This window comes from Kitasatospora sp. NPDC088160, assembly GCF_044741445.1.
Classification (GTDB): Bacteria; Actinomycetota; Actinomycetes; order Streptomycetales; family Streptomycetaceae; genus Kitasatospora.
Genome location: NZ_JBIUSS010000021.1, coordinates 14362 through 28854 on the forward strand (window position 1 = coordinate 14362; position 14493 = coordinate 28854).

The 14493-nt window shown below is 69.0% G+C and carries 13 protein-coding genes; 10 read left to right on the forward strand and 3 right to left on the reverse strand.

Going from position 1 to position 14493, the window contains the following annotated elements; genetic code table 11:
- Positions 1-475: 475 nt before the first annotated feature.
- From ACIOGZ_RS29300 to ACIOGZ_RS29330, 7 genes are all read left to right on the forward strand, one after another.
- Positions 476-2116, forward strand: a complete 1641-nt coding sequence (locus tag ACIOGZ_RS29300) for a hypothetical protein (protein WP_400988200.1) — start codon at positions 476-478, stop codon at positions 2114-2116.
- Complete coding sequence (locus ACIOGZ_RS29305) at positions 2113-2856, forward strand: hypothetical protein (protein WP_400988202.1); 744 nt, start codon at positions 2113-2115, stop codon at positions 2854-2856. Before ACIOGZ_RS29300 ends, ACIOGZ_RS29305 begins: the two co-directional genes overlap by 4 nt.
- A gap of 2 nt (positions 2857-2858) precedes the next feature.
- Positions 2859-7454 carry a hypothetical protein gene (locus ACIOGZ_RS29310; protein ID WP_400988203.1) on the forward strand — a complete coding sequence of 1532 codons (4596 nt, stop codon included), beginning with the start codon at positions 2859-2861 and terminating at the stop codon, positions 7452-7454.
- Positions 7451-8620: a hypothetical protein gene (locus tag ACIOGZ_RS29315; protein WP_400988204.1), complete on the forward strand. Its 1170-nt coding sequence runs from the start codon at positions 7451-7453 to the stop codon at positions 8618-8620. The genes ACIOGZ_RS29310 and ACIOGZ_RS29315 overlap by 4 nt, the downstream gene beginning before the upstream one ends.
- 157 nt (positions 8621-8777) lie before the next feature.
- Positions 8778-9092 carry a transposase family protein gene (locus ACIOGZ_RS29320; protein ID WP_400988206.1) on the forward strand — a complete coding sequence of 105 codons (315 nt, stop codon included), beginning with the start codon at positions 8778-8780 and terminating at the stop codon, positions 9090-9092.
- Positions 9050-9307 (forward strand): SAM-dependent methyltransferase, encoded by a 258-nt coding sequence (locus ACIOGZ_RS29325; RefSeq protein ID WP_400988208.1) that lies wholly within the window; start codon positions 9050-9052, stop codon positions 9305-9307. The genes ACIOGZ_RS29320 and ACIOGZ_RS29325 overlap by 43 nt, the downstream gene beginning before the upstream one ends.
- 526 nt (positions 9308-9833) lie before the next feature.
- Positions 9834-10352: a DinB family protein gene (locus ACIOGZ_RS29330; protein WP_400988210.1), complete on the forward strand. Its 519-nt coding sequence runs from the start codon at positions 9834-9836 to the stop codon at positions 10350-10352.
- Here the strand turns inward: ACIOGZ_RS29330 and ACIOGZ_RS29335 are convergent.
- Positions 10327-10776: a hypothetical protein gene (locus ACIOGZ_RS29335; RefSeq protein ID WP_400988429.1), complete on the reverse strand. Its 450-nt coding sequence runs from the start codon at positions 10774-10776 to the stop codon at positions 10327-10329. The two genes, ACIOGZ_RS29330 and ACIOGZ_RS29335, sit on opposite strands and share 26 nt — an antisense overlap.
- A gap of 17 nt (positions 10777-10793) precedes the next feature.
- Between ACIOGZ_RS29335 and ACIOGZ_RS29340 the strand changes: the two genes are divergently transcribed.
- The 3 genes from ACIOGZ_RS29340 to ACIOGZ_RS29350 all read left to right on the forward strand — a co-directional run bounded on the left by ACIOGZ_RS29340 (position 10794) and on the right by ACIOGZ_RS29350 (position 12808).
- Positions 10794-11156 carry a hypothetical protein gene (locus ACIOGZ_RS29340; protein WP_400988211.1) on the forward strand — a complete coding sequence of 121 codons (363 nt, stop codon included), beginning with the start codon at positions 10794-10796 and terminating at the stop codon, positions 11154-11156.
- 368 nt (positions 11157-11524) lie between these two features.
- Complete coding sequence (locus ACIOGZ_RS29345) at positions 11525-11743, forward strand: DUF397 domain-containing protein (RefSeq protein WP_400988416.1); 219 nt, start codon at positions 11525-11527, stop codon at positions 11741-11743.
- A gap of 102 nt (positions 11744-11845) precedes the next feature.
- Positions 11846-12808: a Scr1 family TA system antitoxin-like transcriptional regulator gene (locus tag ACIOGZ_RS29350; protein ID WP_400988213.1), complete on the forward strand. Its 963-nt coding sequence runs from the start codon at positions 11846-11848 to the stop codon at positions 12806-12808.
- 40 nt (positions 12809-12848) lie between these two features.
- On the opposite strand, the gene ACIOGZ_RS29355 is transcribed toward ACIOGZ_RS29350, so the two are convergent.
- Both ACIOGZ_RS29355 and ACIOGZ_RS29360 read right to left on the reverse strand, forming a co-directional pair.
- Complete coding sequence (locus ACIOGZ_RS29355) at positions 12849-13661, reverse strand: SAM-dependent methyltransferase (RefSeq protein ID WP_400988215.1); 813 nt, start codon at positions 13659-13661, stop codon at positions 12849-12851.
- Positions 13662-13873: 212 nt separating this feature from the next.
- Positions 13874-14305: a hypothetical protein gene (locus ACIOGZ_RS29360; protein WP_400988216.1), complete on the reverse strand. Its 432-nt coding sequence runs from the start codon at positions 14303-14305 to the stop codon at positions 13874-13876.
- Positions 14306-14493 lie beyond the last annotated feature (188 nt).

The following is a 14493-nucleotide window of genomic DNA, read 5'->3' on the forward strand; positions in this document are numbered from 1 at the left end:
GCGGGCACCAAGGGCAAGCGTTCCCGACTCGTCTCGATCATCCCCGAGCTGCGGCCCGCCTCGGGTCCGACGCGGGGGGAGCTTGTCGGCCTCGCTGGGGCTCGGCGCCTCAACGATGGCACCGCGCGGCAGACTGAAGGTCAGGTACTCGATCGGCAGCCGCCCGCCATGCCACCGACTCCCGAACGCCGAGGTCCGCATCACGGTGCGGGCCCACAGGGCGCACGCCCGGGGCGTCGGCGAGGAGGGCGAGGGTATCCCAGTTGCGCAGCGCGAGACCGCCGCACTTGAGGTAGGGCGTTCGGGATTCCAACTCTTCTTCAAGAACACCGAGTTGAACGTCCAGCTAGAGGCGTGGTGTAGTGCCGGAGTTCGCGGCGGTATAAGTAATTCAATCATTCAGACGCCTGCATTCGAATGAATTATTCGCCCCGCTTTCTGATGATTTGTCTGATCTGAGTGCTGCACTCAGCGCATGACAAGTACACGCACCATCCGCAGGGGAACGCGGCCCCCGGACGATGAGGACCAGGACGCGATCGTCCAGCGCTTGTTGGACCGCGAGGAGAACCGACTGCTGGCCGAAGCCTGCGAGCCGGAGTCCGGCGACGGCTGGATCGGGTTGGTCTCCGACGCGGGCTTCGTGCGCAAATGCACGGTGCTGGCGCACTCGGCGCCGTTGCACCGGATCGATCAGCGGCAGGCGTGGCAGCAGTTTCCGCCAGGTCTGTACGACCCGCGCACGATGGCCCTGGCCGCGCTGGAAGCGGTGGTGAGCCAGCAGGGCATGGAGCGCGAGGCGACGACGGACGACGTAGTCGTCTTCCTCGCTGAACTGGCCCGGAGAGCGGCACCGGATCGCGACGGGACCGAGCACGTGGCGGTCGCTCGGTTCGTCCTGCGGGAACTGCTCAATGACCACGAGGCGGCCGAGCACTTCTCCCTCAGCTACAGCGACTACCGCGAAGGCCATAGCCGGGGCGAGCTGTCGTTCCGCTACCTCGAAGAGGACTTCGGCCGCCACAACCAGCCGGTCCTGAAAGCCAGCGTCTCCGCCGTCAACCTGCTGCTGTCAGGACTCGACCACGACCTCGAGGACCAGCAGGCGGCCTACGATGAGATGCTGCGCCGCCAGGTGTCGACCGGTCGCTGGGGCCGGGCGGAGGAGAGCGCTGCGCAGAGCCTGAAACTCTCGCTGCTGCTGGCTGAGCGCGTCCGGACGGTCCTCGCCGAGACCGACCGCGACGTGCGGTCGGTGGACTGGTCGGGACACGTCGCGACCCTCCTCGACTCCTCCCGCGCACACCTGACCGAACGCCAAAGTGTCGAACTAGGCTTGATGGAACTGATGCGGCAGGCCCGCAACAGCATCACCGACACGGACGTCCGCATGACCTGCATGCGCATCCTGCGCCTGCTGGAGCGGGCGAACCTGCGCCACACCCAGCTGCTGAAGAAGGTCATCGGCGCCAGACCCGCCTTCCTGCGCGCGCAGGCCGAGCAGTGCTTCCGGCCGATGCCGCGCCTGTCGCTGATCGGGTTGCACGACGACCTGCTGGAGCCGCTACTCCAACTCGACGCGGAACAGGCGACGCAGGTGGCGGGCATGTTCGCAGACGCCAGCGGTGGCCCCGTGGTCACCCGCCGGCCACGGCTGAGGGACTTCTGGGAGCTGCTCCTCGCGCCGGTGCGCGAGTGCCGCGACTCGTTCCCCGACGACTCCGCCGACCTGATCATCGAGGAAGCCGAGGACGAAGAGCCCTACACGGAAGAGGACTTCGCCGCGGCCCGCGCGCTGATCGAACAAGCGCTGGCGGCGCCCCTTCGCCTGTCCGTCCTGCTCGCCCAGGCGGAGCAGGACGGGCCGGCCGTCGCCGACCTGCTGGCGTTGTGCGTGCTGCGCGCCTTCGCCCCCGATCCCGAGGACGAGGACGACGGCTGCCTGGCGGATCTCGCGGACCTGCTGGAGGAGCGCCTGGTGGTGCTGGCAGACGGCGCCACCTTCGATCTCGGCTTCATGGCCGGCACCGACCTACTGCTCGTGCCCGCCGGGCCGCTCATCCCCGAGCCGGCGGCGCCCGGTGCCCCCTTCGCCACTGAGGAGAACCGCCCATGACCACTTCGACCGTAGCCGGGCCCGACCTGGCCGCCGTCTCGGCGCTCGTCGGGTTCGGCCTCCAGCCGCGCATGAGACCCCTAGACAACCCCCGCTACCGGGACCTGCTGCAGCGGTGCCGCAGCGAACGCCCGTTCCGAAGTGCCGTCGAAGCCCTCGCCGAGGGCCTGGAGCTGGACCTGATCGAGGTCCACGCGGTGGAAGGGCTGATCCTCCATCCGCGCCACGGATCGATCTTCACCTACCGGCTCGCCGACCACCCCACCCTCACGAGCAAGGAACGCCTGATCCTCGGCCTCGTACACGTCGCAATCGCCGCACGGGCCTACCCCTACCCGGAAGACCTGGAGGAGGACGGTGCCACGCGCATCGCGATCGACGACGTCGACGCCTTCCTGCGGCATCTCATCGGCAAGCTCCAGGAGGCCACCCGCGACAGCGACGGCTTGGCGCTGCCCCATGCGGGCCTGGACACCGCGTGGCGCTTCTACGCCAAACTCACCCCCGGCCGGCCGACCGCCAGCGGCAGCCGCCTGACCCGCTCCAGCAGCCAATGGTGGATCGCGGAGGCGCTGCGGTGGCTCGTCGAACAGGGAATGGCCACCCCCGCCCGCGCCCACGGGCCGGGCCACTACCTGCTGGCGCACCGCTTCCGCCTGCAGGTCCGCGAAGCCGCGTCCATCCCCGCCTTCACCCTCCTGAACGACCTGCGTCGCACCCAACTCTTCGAAGAGGACTAGACATGTACTTCATCCGCCGCATCAGGCTGGAGAACGTCGGACACCGCTCCGCCCGGTTCGGATCCCTGGTCCTGGACCTCACCAACGGCCGAGGCACCGCAGACGGCCGGCCCCTGACGATGACCTCGGCCGTGGACACGGTGCTGTGGCTGCGCAACGGTGGCGGCAAGTCCAGCCTGCTGGCCCTGATCTTCAGCCTGCTCCTGCCCTCCAAGATCGACTTCATCGGGCACGCCGACGACAAGTCACTGGCCGACTACATCCCTGGCGGGAAGGTCTCGCACGTCATCCTGGAATGGGAGGACTCCGAGCAGCCTGGCACCGGCCCCGCCCTGATCACCGCTGGCGTCTACCAGTGGAAGGACGGCCAGTGCCCCGCTGACACCAGCAGCGGCTGGGACCGCCTCATCCGGCGCTGGTACCTCTTCCGACCCGTACCGGGCGTCCTCGACCTCGACACCCTGCCGGTACGCAGAGACACCTCGCTGCTCAGCCAGACCAGTTACCTGCGCGCCATCAGCGACAGCGCCAAGGCGAACCGGTCCGCGAAACTCGTCATCGCGGAGGAGCAGTGGAACTGGACCGAGCAGCTGGAGCAGTACGGCCTCGACCCGCAGGTGTTCAAGATCCAGCGGGACATGAACAAGGGAGAAGGCGGAATCACCGACCTCTTCCGCTTCACCACATGCGAGGACTTCGTCGACTTCCTGATCGACATGATCGTGAACCCCGCGGGACCGATCGCGGCACGCGAGGCCGTGGAGGAGCACGCCGACAAACTCGCCACCCGCCCCGAACGGGAGACCGAAGGCCGCTTCCTCGCCGAAGCCCTCCTGCGCCTGCGCCCGGTACAGACAGGGACGGCCGCGCTCACCGCAGCACGCCACCGGCTGGAACAGCAGGTGCATGTCGCAGACCGGGCCGCCGAGCACATCTCCGACCAGGTCCGGCGGCTGCGGCAAGAAGCCCAGGACATCGAGGCCGAAGCCGATACCGACGAGCAGGAGGTGCAAGACGCCAAGGCCCGTCTGATCGGCCAGCAAACGCACGTGGCAGCTCTCACCGCCGTGGCCGCACGACTCGAAACCATGGACGCCGCAGGCGACGCGGCAGCCCGCTTGAGGGACGTTGAAGCGGCGCAGCTGGAGCACGAAGCCTGGAAGGCCGTGGAACCGTTCCTCACACTGAATGCCAGGACCGCCGAAGCGAAGGAAACTGCGGCGCTCCTCGCCCAACAGGACGAGAGCCGGGCCCCGCAGCGCCGAGCCCTCGAGCGCGCCGGCGCGGCGTTCCACGCCGGCCTCACCCAGTCGCTGGCAGGCATCACGGTCGACCTCGATGCCGCGAAGGCGAAGAAGGCCAGTGCCGATACCGAGGCTCAGGACTCCCAGGCCCGGCAGGTCGCGGCCTTCGAGGCGGCAGCGGCAGCGAACGGGGCGCTTAAGGACGCCACCCGCCGCCGGGACGAGATCACCGCTCTCGTCGCGACTGCGCGTGCAGAAGGGATCCTCCAGAAGGCCGAGGACCCCGAGCAGGCCCTCCAGCGCCTGCAGGGCGAGCGCGACAGCGCCGACAAGCAACTCGACCATGTCAGGGGCCTGCTGGAGCAAGCCCGGCTTCGGCAGGGCGAGATCGCCGTCGAGCGGCAGAACGTGGGCAGCGAACTCGGCGAGGTCTCAGGACGCCACGGGCAACTGTGGGACCGGCTCGACGACCTCCGCGCCCGGCGTCGCGAGCTGGCCGCCGAGCACCGGTTCAAGGAGGTGGCCGGGATCGACGGCGACGCGCCGCTCGACCTGGACGCCATCGGTGACGACCTGGTCGCGCTGCTCGGAAACGAGTGCCGAGCTGCGGACGAGGCCCTCGCCGCGGAACAGGCCGCCGCGGCGGACGACAGGCGCGTCGGGAAGGCCGTGCAGGAGACCGGCTACCTCCCGGCCGCACACGAGGTCGAGGAAGCAGCTCAGAGTCTGCGCAACCTCGGCGCCCCCGTGCTGTCGGGCCTTCAGTACCTTCGCGATACGGTCACCGCCGACCGCCACGCAGAGGTCATCGCCGCCCATCCGCAGTTGGTCGGAGGGATCGTGGTCTCCGGCCCGGTCCCAGGTGACGACCTGGCGGCCCTGGCCCGTCGCGCGAACGTCGCTCTCACCTCGGTGATCGCAGTGACGGCGCACACGGACGCGGAGCAGCTGGTGGCCGGCAGCCTCGACCGGCCGTGTGTGGTGCTGCCCGTCCACCCGGGCGTCCTCGACAGTGATGCCGCGGACGACGAACTGCAGCGGGTTACCCGCAGGTTGGACAACCTCGCCGCACGCCGACGCGTCCTGGTGGAGCGCAGGGAGAGCGACCAGCGACTCGCACAACGCCTCGTCGACCACCTCGCCGAGTTCGGCACCCGGCCGCGCGCCGCCCTAGAGGCCGAGCTTGCCCGCCTCGACGACAAGCTGACCGCCCTGCAGAACCGGCAGCGCGAGCTCGCCCGGGACGCCCAGGACGCCGAAGCTGCCCAGCAGCACGCCGACAGCCGGATCCAGACGCTTCACCTCGAACTCCTCGAACTCGCCGCTCTGATCGAGCGCGCGTCCCGACTGGCGGCAGAGGCCGCCGGTCTGCCGGGACTCGAATCAGAGATCACCGCGGCAACACGAGAGGTCAGCGAACACCAGCGCATCGGCCAGGAGCACAAGCGCCGCAATGACAAGGCGCTGGAGGACGTCGCTATGTTCGCCGCCGAGGTCCAGCGCTGCAACCAGACCCGGACGGGGTGGCAGAAGGAACTCACCGAAATCCTGGCCGAGCTCCCGGACACCCGCACCATCGCCCCCTCCGGCACCGCCGCCGGCACCGAGGAGCCGACGGTCGTGCTGGACAACCTGCGCACCCGCTGGCTCCAAGCGCGACAGGACTGGAAGGCCGGAGTCAGCGACGACGGCCTCCAACAACGTCTCGACACCTGCAGGAACGCGATCACCGAACTGACTGCCGTCCTCGACCGTTTCAGCGACCCCGCCCGCACCCGCGCCGCGGCGATCGCGGCCGAAACGGACGCTGCGGAACCCCAACGCCGCGCCGACCGCCGCGAGCACGCGGAGCAGGAACTGGACGCGGCGAAAGAAGCACGCATCAGGGCGGACCTTCTCCACGCACAGGCCAAGGAACGGCTCGAGAAAGCCGAAGCCGACCTGAACAAGCACGGCGCACCGGCCGCTCTCCCCGCCCTCCGTACCGCTGCCGAAGCCCGCGCGGCCCTCGACACCGCGAACCAGGAACTGGACGGGGCAGCGGACCGCATCCACGAACGCGAACTCGCCGCCGAACGCCGCCGCCGTGCAGCCGGCGACACGGCCAACCACGCGGACCTGCTGGCACAGACCGAGCAGAACCTCGCATCGGCAGCCGCCCGCCACCGCAGCGAGCAACCCGGCCAGGAAGACAACGGCTCACCCCTCTCCACCGACGCCCTGCTGGCCGAACACCACGACTTCACCGCACACCCAGCCAGCACCCTGACCGCCATTCAGGCCCGCGATCTCCAAGCAAAACTGACCGCCGCGCTCGACGACGCGGCCGGCGCCCGCGACAGGCTCCAAAAAGCCCTCGACCGCGCCACCCGAGCCGTCGAGTCCCTCGCCAACCAGCCCGAATACAACCAGGTCGTGGACGGCCGACTCCTCGCCCGCCTGACCAGCGACCCCGCCTCCCCCGCCCGACTCACCGCCCTCCTCGACGACATCCACGAACGCGAACGGGAAGTCACCAAGCAACTCGCCGAAATCGCCGAAGACCAGATCCTGGTCGTCCAAGCCTGCGTCACCCTCGTCAAGTCCGTCTTCGACGACCTCGAAGAAGTCTCCCGCTACTCCCGCCTGCCCCGCGGTCTCGGCCAGTGGACAGACAAGCGCTTCCTCGACTTCGAGATCCGCCACAAGCCCACGGACGAAGAACTGGCCCGGCGGATCGCAACGGAAATCGAGCGACTCACCACGGCCCTCGCCCCCAGAACCGGCAAGCCCATCCCACTGCCGGAAGCCGTGGAACTAGCCAAACGCCTCGTCCTGGCCAGCATCGGCGGCAACGGCAACATCGTCGCCAAGGTCATCAAACCCACTCAGAGCACGGACACTGTCGAACGCGAATCCGTCACCGCGATCAAGAAGTTCAGCGGCGGCGAACTCCTCACCACCTCCGTCCTCCTCTACTGCACGCTCGCCCGCATGCGGGCCGCCCAACGCGACCGCAAGATCCCCGGAGGCGTCGGCACCCTCGTCCTCGACAACCCCTTCGGCAAAGCCAACTACCTCCCCTTCGTCAGCCTCCAACGCCGAGTCGCCGAAGCCCACGACATCCAGCTCGTCTACACCACCGGAAGCAACGACCTCCCCGCCCTCGGACGCTTCCCCCTGATCCTCCGCCTGCGCAACGGTGCCGACACCCGCACCCGACAGCGCTATGTCCAGATCGAAGAACGCTACGGCGCAGCCGTCACCGACGCCCTCACCCGCACCGACACCGACACCATGACCACAGCCCGCCTGCTGCGCCGTACGCGGCCCGCACCGGCAGACAACGGCGGCCACGAGGAGGTAAGCGAGTGACACCCGCAGAGCGCATGGCCGTTCGGCTCACGCAGCACAGTCGACGGCGGGTCGACTTCGACCTGCTGGCGGCAGCCGCCGAAGAAGGCGACAGCAGCCTGCCGACATCCCCGCACCGGCGCAGCATCCTTGCCGCGGCAGCCGGCGAGCTCGTCTCGCGCAACCTTGTCACTCTCCCCAGAGGGAAAGAGGGCTGGGACACCAGCGCCGTTCCGCCCCTTCCCCGGTGGGTGAGCCAAACCGCCGGACCCCGCCCCCGGCAGCGCCCTGCCGCCCTGCGCGCGTGGGTCCGCGAACTCTCGTTCGCCAGCCGCCTCCGCCTGAGCCCGGCTGACCGAGAACTCCTCGATCCGATCAACTCCCAGCTCCGCGACACCCCGCAGACGGAGATCCTTCCGCTCGCCGAGCGCTCCTACCTGCTGTACCGCGACGAGAAGCGCTTGAGCGGGATCGAGAAGAATCATCTCGTCAAATCCGGGCTGCTCGACATCACAGCGCACCTGCGCGCGCGTCCGACACCGCCGCCGCTGGCGATGTTCGAAATCGGCTCGGCGCCGTGGATGCTGATCGTCGAGAACTCCGCCACATTCGCGAGCCTGCGCGAGGTCCTCCATACCTGGCCGGATCGGTCGCAGATCGGCTGGTTGGCGTACGGCTCCGGTGACCAGCTGGTGGCGTCGATCCCGACCGCAGCCGACGCCTTCGAAGAACGTGATCACCCAGTGACCGACATCCTCCTCTACGGGGACCTCGACATCGACGGCCTTGAATGCGGCCAGCAGACGAGCGCCAGATCCGTCGAGGTCGGGCTTCCGCCTGTCGAGCCTGCGGGAGGGCTCTACCAGGCACTCCTTGAGATGCCTCCTCGAGCCTTGGCACCCACCAGTCCGAAACGGGTAAAGGCCGCGATCGCCTGGCTGCCGGAGCCGATCCGCGCCAGAGCGGAAGCGCTTCTGACCAGTGGTGAGATTCTCCGCCAGGAAGCTCTGCCGCTGCCAGGGCTTCGGCAACACCTCTACTGCGGACAGCCCCTCCTGCCACAGCTTCGCGATGTGCGGGCCCAGTTACCCCACGGGCCCCGCAGAAGCGATGTTGGGAACTGGGTGGGCCGGTCAGAGAACGCTGCGCCCGCCGGGTCCGATCATGATTCGCCTGCTGCGGCGTAAGCCGCCCGGAATTCCTGGGCGGTCACGAATACCGAACCGCGGGCTGCGTGGGCGGTGCCGGTGGTGATCCTCTTTGAGACCGCCTCGGCGGCATCCCGCATCTGAGCCATCTGGTGGCGCTCGACAGCCGCCGCGAATGACGGTTCGCCTGGGACCGGTGGCGGGGGCAGTCGACGTCGCCGCCTTCGTCGCTGGTCTCGGCGCGCTGGCCGACCTGGGCTTCGTCGGTCCAGACGACGATCCCGACGACTTGGTGATCGTCACCGGCCGCAGGGCCACCCGGGGCCATCCGCTAACCCAGGCCCAGAAGGAGGCGAACCGGCTGGTCAGCCGCGATCGAGCGGCCAACGAGCACGGCTTCGCCGACCTGAAGAACTGGCGCATCCTCACCAAGGTCCGCATGAACGCTCGGCACGCGACCGCACTCCTGTGCGCCCTGCTCGTACCGACGAACGCCGAGATCTCCCCCTGACAGACGACGCCGACCGCATCACCCGCGTCTACCGCGACGCCGGCACCATTGTCCGAGCCCGCACCCGCGAGGACTTCCGCCGCTTCTTCGCGGACTGGGACCTGGTCGAGCCCGGCAAGGCCTCCGCACTGCGCTGGCGCCCCGACCCGAACGTCACCGAACAGATCACAGAGGCCGAGGCATCGTGCCTGGCCGCCGTCGCCATCCGGCCCTGAGCTTCCGCCGACACCAGTCTGCCAGTGGGCCCCGATGTGAAGCCCCGCCACCCGTATCTGGCAAACCCCGGTCGGCGATGCCTTCGGTCAGGTCAGCCGACAGGCGCGGCAAGCGGCGACAGTGAGGTTCGACACAGCAGTGGATTGGATGGTCTCCGGCATATTGTCAGGGGGTCTGGTGTAGTTACTCGCAGCGATGCACCAGGGTTCCGGAGCTTGGGGACCAGCTGGGGACCCGAATACAACGGTGGACGGCCAGGACCTTCACCCTGCCCGAGCGCTGGGGGATCAAAAGGGCCGCCAAATCCAAGTAGGCCGAACACGGCCTGCCCTTCTCGATCTGGAGCCTGGCCAAGCTGGGAGCGACTTGCTGGTCGCCGAGGGCGTGGTCGACGACATCAGCCAGGAGGGCCTGCGCGCACACGATGACGGCCTTCGTCCTCACGATCCCTTCTCCCGCTTCCCGCGTCCGCAAGGACGACAGCGCAAGGCAAGAGATGTGACACGCCGTGGCAGACTCGACGCCATGATCACGCCCCTGCCCGAGCCGAGCACGCAACTCTCCGACCCCGGTGCCCTGTTGCTGGACTACCTCGACTACTACCGCTTCGCGATCGGAGTCAAGGTCGAGGGACTGTCCGACGAGGACCTGCGCACCAGCCGTCTCCCCTCCGGCTGGACGATGCTCGAACTCCTCAAGCACCTGGTCCACATGGAGCAGCGCTGGTTGCGATGGGGATTTCGCGCCGAGCTGGTCCCGGCCCCGTGGGGCGACCGCGGTCCGGAGGGCCGCTGGCACGTCACCCGGCAGGAGAGCGCCGCCGATCTCCTCGCCGCCCTGCGTGCCGGTGGTGAGTACACCCGGGCCGTCGCCTCGGGAACGCCTCTGTCCGCCGTCGCTGCGGCCGGCGGCCGCTTCCCCGACGACGGCACCGGGCGTCCCACCCTGGGCTGGATCCTGTTCCACGTCCTCCAGGAGTACGCCCGCCACGCGGGTCACCTCGACATCGTCCGCGAACTCACCGACGGCGCCACCGACGAGTGACACCCGCGCGCGGGAAGTCGGCCCCGCCGACTTCCCGCGCGGCTGCCCTGCCTGGCTGCCGCATCAGGGCAACGTTTGCCCTGGCGACGACTGCGCGCAGGCGTTCGTCGATGATGTGCCTGTTCCGCCGGATGATGTAGCGGCGGATCATGCTGCCCTGCTCTTTGTGGCTGGGATGGTCGGTGCCGTCGAGGGCGAAGTAGCGCAGAGCGGTGAACCGGGCCTGATCGGCGTGCGGACCCACCTCGACGCGCCCCGCCTTTCCGAGCATGACCTCGATCTCATGCGCGACCCGGAGGCCGCGATTGACCTGGACTCCGGCGACTTCAGCCTCGCCTGCCTCGCCGTCTGGGAGTACGCGGCCATGACCCACGCGGGCCAGATGGGCCGCTTGGAGGAGACGAACGGTGAGGAACGTCTCCATACGCTCTGCTGCACCCCTTGGACGAACTCCACCGTCGGTGGGACGAAGCGGTTGCTGCCATGCAGGAGACCTGGCGGCGGGCCACCGGCGGACACCGCGGCGCCCTGGTCCTCGATTCCGTATCGATGACCAGGAGCGCCGCTCGTGTGCTCGCCGAATGGAGCACGGCCCGAAAAGCCCATCCGGAAGGCTCCTCGCTCGCCGACATCCACTTCACCGAAGCCTCCTCGACCCGGCCCGCGCCACCGCCCGCGTGGCTGCTGAACCGCGCCGGCCGCCGACCGGCCGCGATACCGCCGGTCGATGAGGCCGGCGAAGGGCGCGCGGCGCTCATCACCCGCACCACCGGGGCCACTGGTGGGCAGCGCCGGACCCACTGACCCTGCCCGAGCGCCGGCCAGTTCGGCAGACTACCCGCGATCCGCAGGAGCGGGAGGCTCGGCAGCAGGCCTGCCCCAGGTGGAGCCGCCCCGCTCCTGCAACCCGCCCTGTGATCCCCTACGGGGGTGGGAATATCACAAGCTAATCCGAATTTATCGTTTTCGCTTCCGAATCACCCGATCGGGGAGTGGCGCTGTTCGATTTTCGGGCGCAATGATTCACTTTGCCTTCCCCGGGCAATTGTATGTGGGATTGCCCGGTTCGCTGACCTGCGGAGATCTTGGAAAGTATGACCGGAGGGCGTGGTCGGCAAATTTCGTACAAGAGGAGGCGGGTCGTGGACCGTACTGGTGGGTACTACAACGGGATGCCGGCAGCTGTGATCGAGTCGCCCTACCCGGCGCGGACGGCTGCGAAGAGCCAGGGGCTAGGGGAGTGTGTGGCGATGCAGCGCCTGGCCGACGGCCGGGTGGCGGTGTTCCACAGCAAGGACGAGGCGGGCCCGGCTCTGGTCTTCACCAGGGCTGAGATCGACGCCTGGCTGGACGGTGCGAAGAAGGCAGAGTTCGACGACCTTCTGGCGTGACCAAATGGGGTTTCCCGTTGCCGCTGGAAACCCCGCGTGACGCCGGAGCCCCCTTTGTGTCAGGCTGGCCGAGATAACTCGGTTTTTCACAAGGGGGGCTTCGTGTCCGCTGACCCGTTCGACAGCGCGAATTCGAACGACAACCTGGAGCCGATTTCCCGCGCCGCGGACCAGGGCGCGCCGGAATGGTCCGTCCCCGCCGCACAGCTCGGCCGCAAGCTCCGGAGCCTGCGCGGCGGGCGGACACTGGGATGGCTCAAGACGCGGACCCACATCTCGGTGTCGAAGCTGAGCCGGATGGAGAACGGACAGCGCCGCCTGAACGACCCGCAGGACGTCGCCACGATCCTGGACGCCCTCGGCATGGCACCCGGCCCGGACCGAGCGGCGCTGATGGAACTCGCGGTTGCCGCATCGCAGAAGAACCCGCCCGGGTTCCATCGGGACTCCGGGGCCGGGGCGCAACAGCGGCTGTCGGGGATGGTGTGGCAGGCGTCGCTGCTGATCGCCGTCGACGTGAACGTCGTCTCGGGGGCACTGCAGACCGATGCGTACATGGCGGCCGTCACCGAGGCCACCGTGCTGCGCAGCCGCTGGCACGAGGCGCCGGCGGCGATCGAGGCGCGCAAGGTGCGTCGGCGTGTGGTGCGCGAGTCCGGGGTCCGGGCGGTGTTCTGCATGCACCAATCCGCGCTGTACCGGGTGATGGGCAATCGCAGGATCGTGATCGAGCAGTTGGAGAAGCTGCTGGAGTACACCGAGACCCCGAACATCGGGGTGCGGATCATCCCTGTGGAGCTTCCGCTGGCGCTGCAGGTCACGAACCTGACCCTGCTGCACTTCGATGCGCCGGACGCGATGCCGGAGCTGATCTACGTGGAGACCGGCGAGCGGGAGGGGCACTACTACTACCCGGGGGAGGAGAACGCGGCGGCCTTCGAGGACTACAAGGAGATCCTGAACAGCGTCGTGGTCAGGGCCTCCTTGCGCGAACCGAGCCGGGAGCTGATCCGGGAGGCCATCGACTGGCACCGCGCCCGATTGCAGGACGGATCGGCCGGGTGACGGGTGCGGGGCCGCAGTCGCGGCCCCGCACCCACCGGTGTCACAGGACGAGCGCCAGGCCGCCGAACTCGGTCCACTCGCCGGTGCGCTGCCGGGGGAAGACGTCCCGGTCCGGGCGCCAGAACGTCACGTCGACCAGGCCCGGGTCCTGGATCAGCAGCCTGTCGATGTCGAAGAGAGCCCGCACCTCGGCCTCGGTGCGCACGCGGCCCCAACGGCCGCCGGTGCCTTCCTGCATGAGACGGGTGACTCCGTCGCGGACCTTCTCGTCGTCGCTGACGAGCTGGCACACCACGACGACGCTTCCGGTGGGCAGGGCGTCGACCGTGCGCCGGACCATCCCGAAAGGATCCTGCTCGTCGGTGAGGCAGTGGGCCACCGACACGAACAGCGCCGCGACGGGCTGCTTGAGGTCGATCCTGGACCGGAAGTCCTCGTGCGAGAAGATCTCCTCGGTCTGGGTCATGTCAGCATCTATCAGCGCAACTCGTGGGTTCTCGTCCAGTAGGAGCCCGCTGTACGCCCGGACGTGGGGGTCGTTGTCGATGTAGACGACGCGGCAGTCCGGGTGGATGCGCTGGGCGACCTGGTGGACGTTGTCCTGGGTCGGCAGTCCGGAGCCATGGTCGATGAACTGCCGGATGTCGTAGTCGCGGGCGATGATCCCGACGACCCGGCGCAGGAAGGCGCGGTTGTTCAGCGCCAGCTCCTTGGTGCTGGGCGCGATCTTCAGCAGCTCGGCGACAGCGGCCCTGTCGGAAGCGTGGTTGAACCGGCCGTCCAGCAGGTAGTCGTACATCCTCGCCGCGGTCGGCTTGCTGACGTCGATCTCATCCGGCAGTGAACCGCTCACGCGTTCCCCCTCGCGTCGCCAACCGACTTTCCTCGCCGTCTAATGTGACGGCCCGTCATGCTATAGCGCAGGCATGGCAAAGCGGCATCACCCGCCCGGGTGGTGCATGGCGCAAACATGGCGAGCCCTGGCGTGGGCCGCTCCGGCGCACCTCCGAGGGGATGGGGTGCGCCGGAGCGGCCCGCAGGGGCGGTGGGCTCCGTTGTCTTCTTCTAGGCGGTGGTGTGCCCCCTTCGTTCGGCGAGCAGGCGGCGGGCGGCCCGCAGTTCGACATGAAGTTCGGGTTCGGCGAGCCCCATCAGCTCCGCGGCCTCGTCGGCCGACATGCCCAGGTGCTCGTGCAGGAGCGCCGCGTCGGCGGCCCGGGCGGGCAGTGTGCGGTGGAGCGAGTCGGCGTCGGGGTGCGGGGCGGACGCCAGGGCCTCGGCCACAACCTCTCCCAGCACCCGCCAGGCGAACGCCGCCGGATCGGAGGCGAGCATCGCGGCCCAACTCAACTCGGTGCGTCTCAGCGCGTGCTGGACCACCTGGCGGCTCACCTCGCCGTCGCCCAGCCGGGCACGGACATACTGCTCGTACGGACGGTGGCGCAACTGTACGAAGGCCGCGTAGCCGAGTGCTATCGCGGGCCGGTGACCGGACACGGTGGCTCCTTGGGCGTCAGCTCGACGGAACGGCTGCCCTTGTTTCGGGCCGGGCGGGCGCCCCGGCGTGCACGGAGCACGCCGGGGCGCGCGGGCCGCCGGGGGCCCCCCCCCCCCCGCCCCGGGCCGGGCAGGGCCGGCCGGGCACGCACCCCCCGACCCCGCGGTGCAGCGCCCGCCCCCCCACC

What these genes read in the sequence shown, in the direction of transcription:
- ACIOGZ_RS29300 (WP_400988200.1), top strand. Translation starts at nt 476, where the DNA reads ATGACAAGTACACGCACCATCCGCAGGGGAACGCGGCCCCCGGACGAT.
- ACIOGZ_RS29305 (WP_400988202.1), top strand. Translation starts at nt 2,113, where the DNA reads ATGACCACTTCGACCGTAGCCGGGCCCGACCTGGCCGCCGTCTCGGCG.
- ACIOGZ_RS29310 (WP_400988203.1), top strand. Translation starts at nt 2,859, where the DNA reads ATGTACTTCATCCGCCGCATCAGGCTGGAGAACGTCGGACACCGCTCC.
- ACIOGZ_RS29330 (WP_400988210.1), top strand. Translation starts at nt 9,834, where the DNA reads ATGATCACGCCCCTGCCCGAGCCGAGCACGCAACTCTCCGACCCCGGT.
- ACIOGZ_RS29335 (WP_400988429.1), bottom strand. Translation starts at nt 10,776, where the DNA reads ATGGAGACGTTCCTCACCGTTCGTCTCCTCCAAGCGGCCCATCTGGCC.
- ACIOGZ_RS29345 (WP_400988416.1), top strand. Translation starts at nt 11,525, where the DNA reads ATGCCGGCAGCTGTGATCGAGTCGCCCTACCCGGCGCGGACGGCTGCG.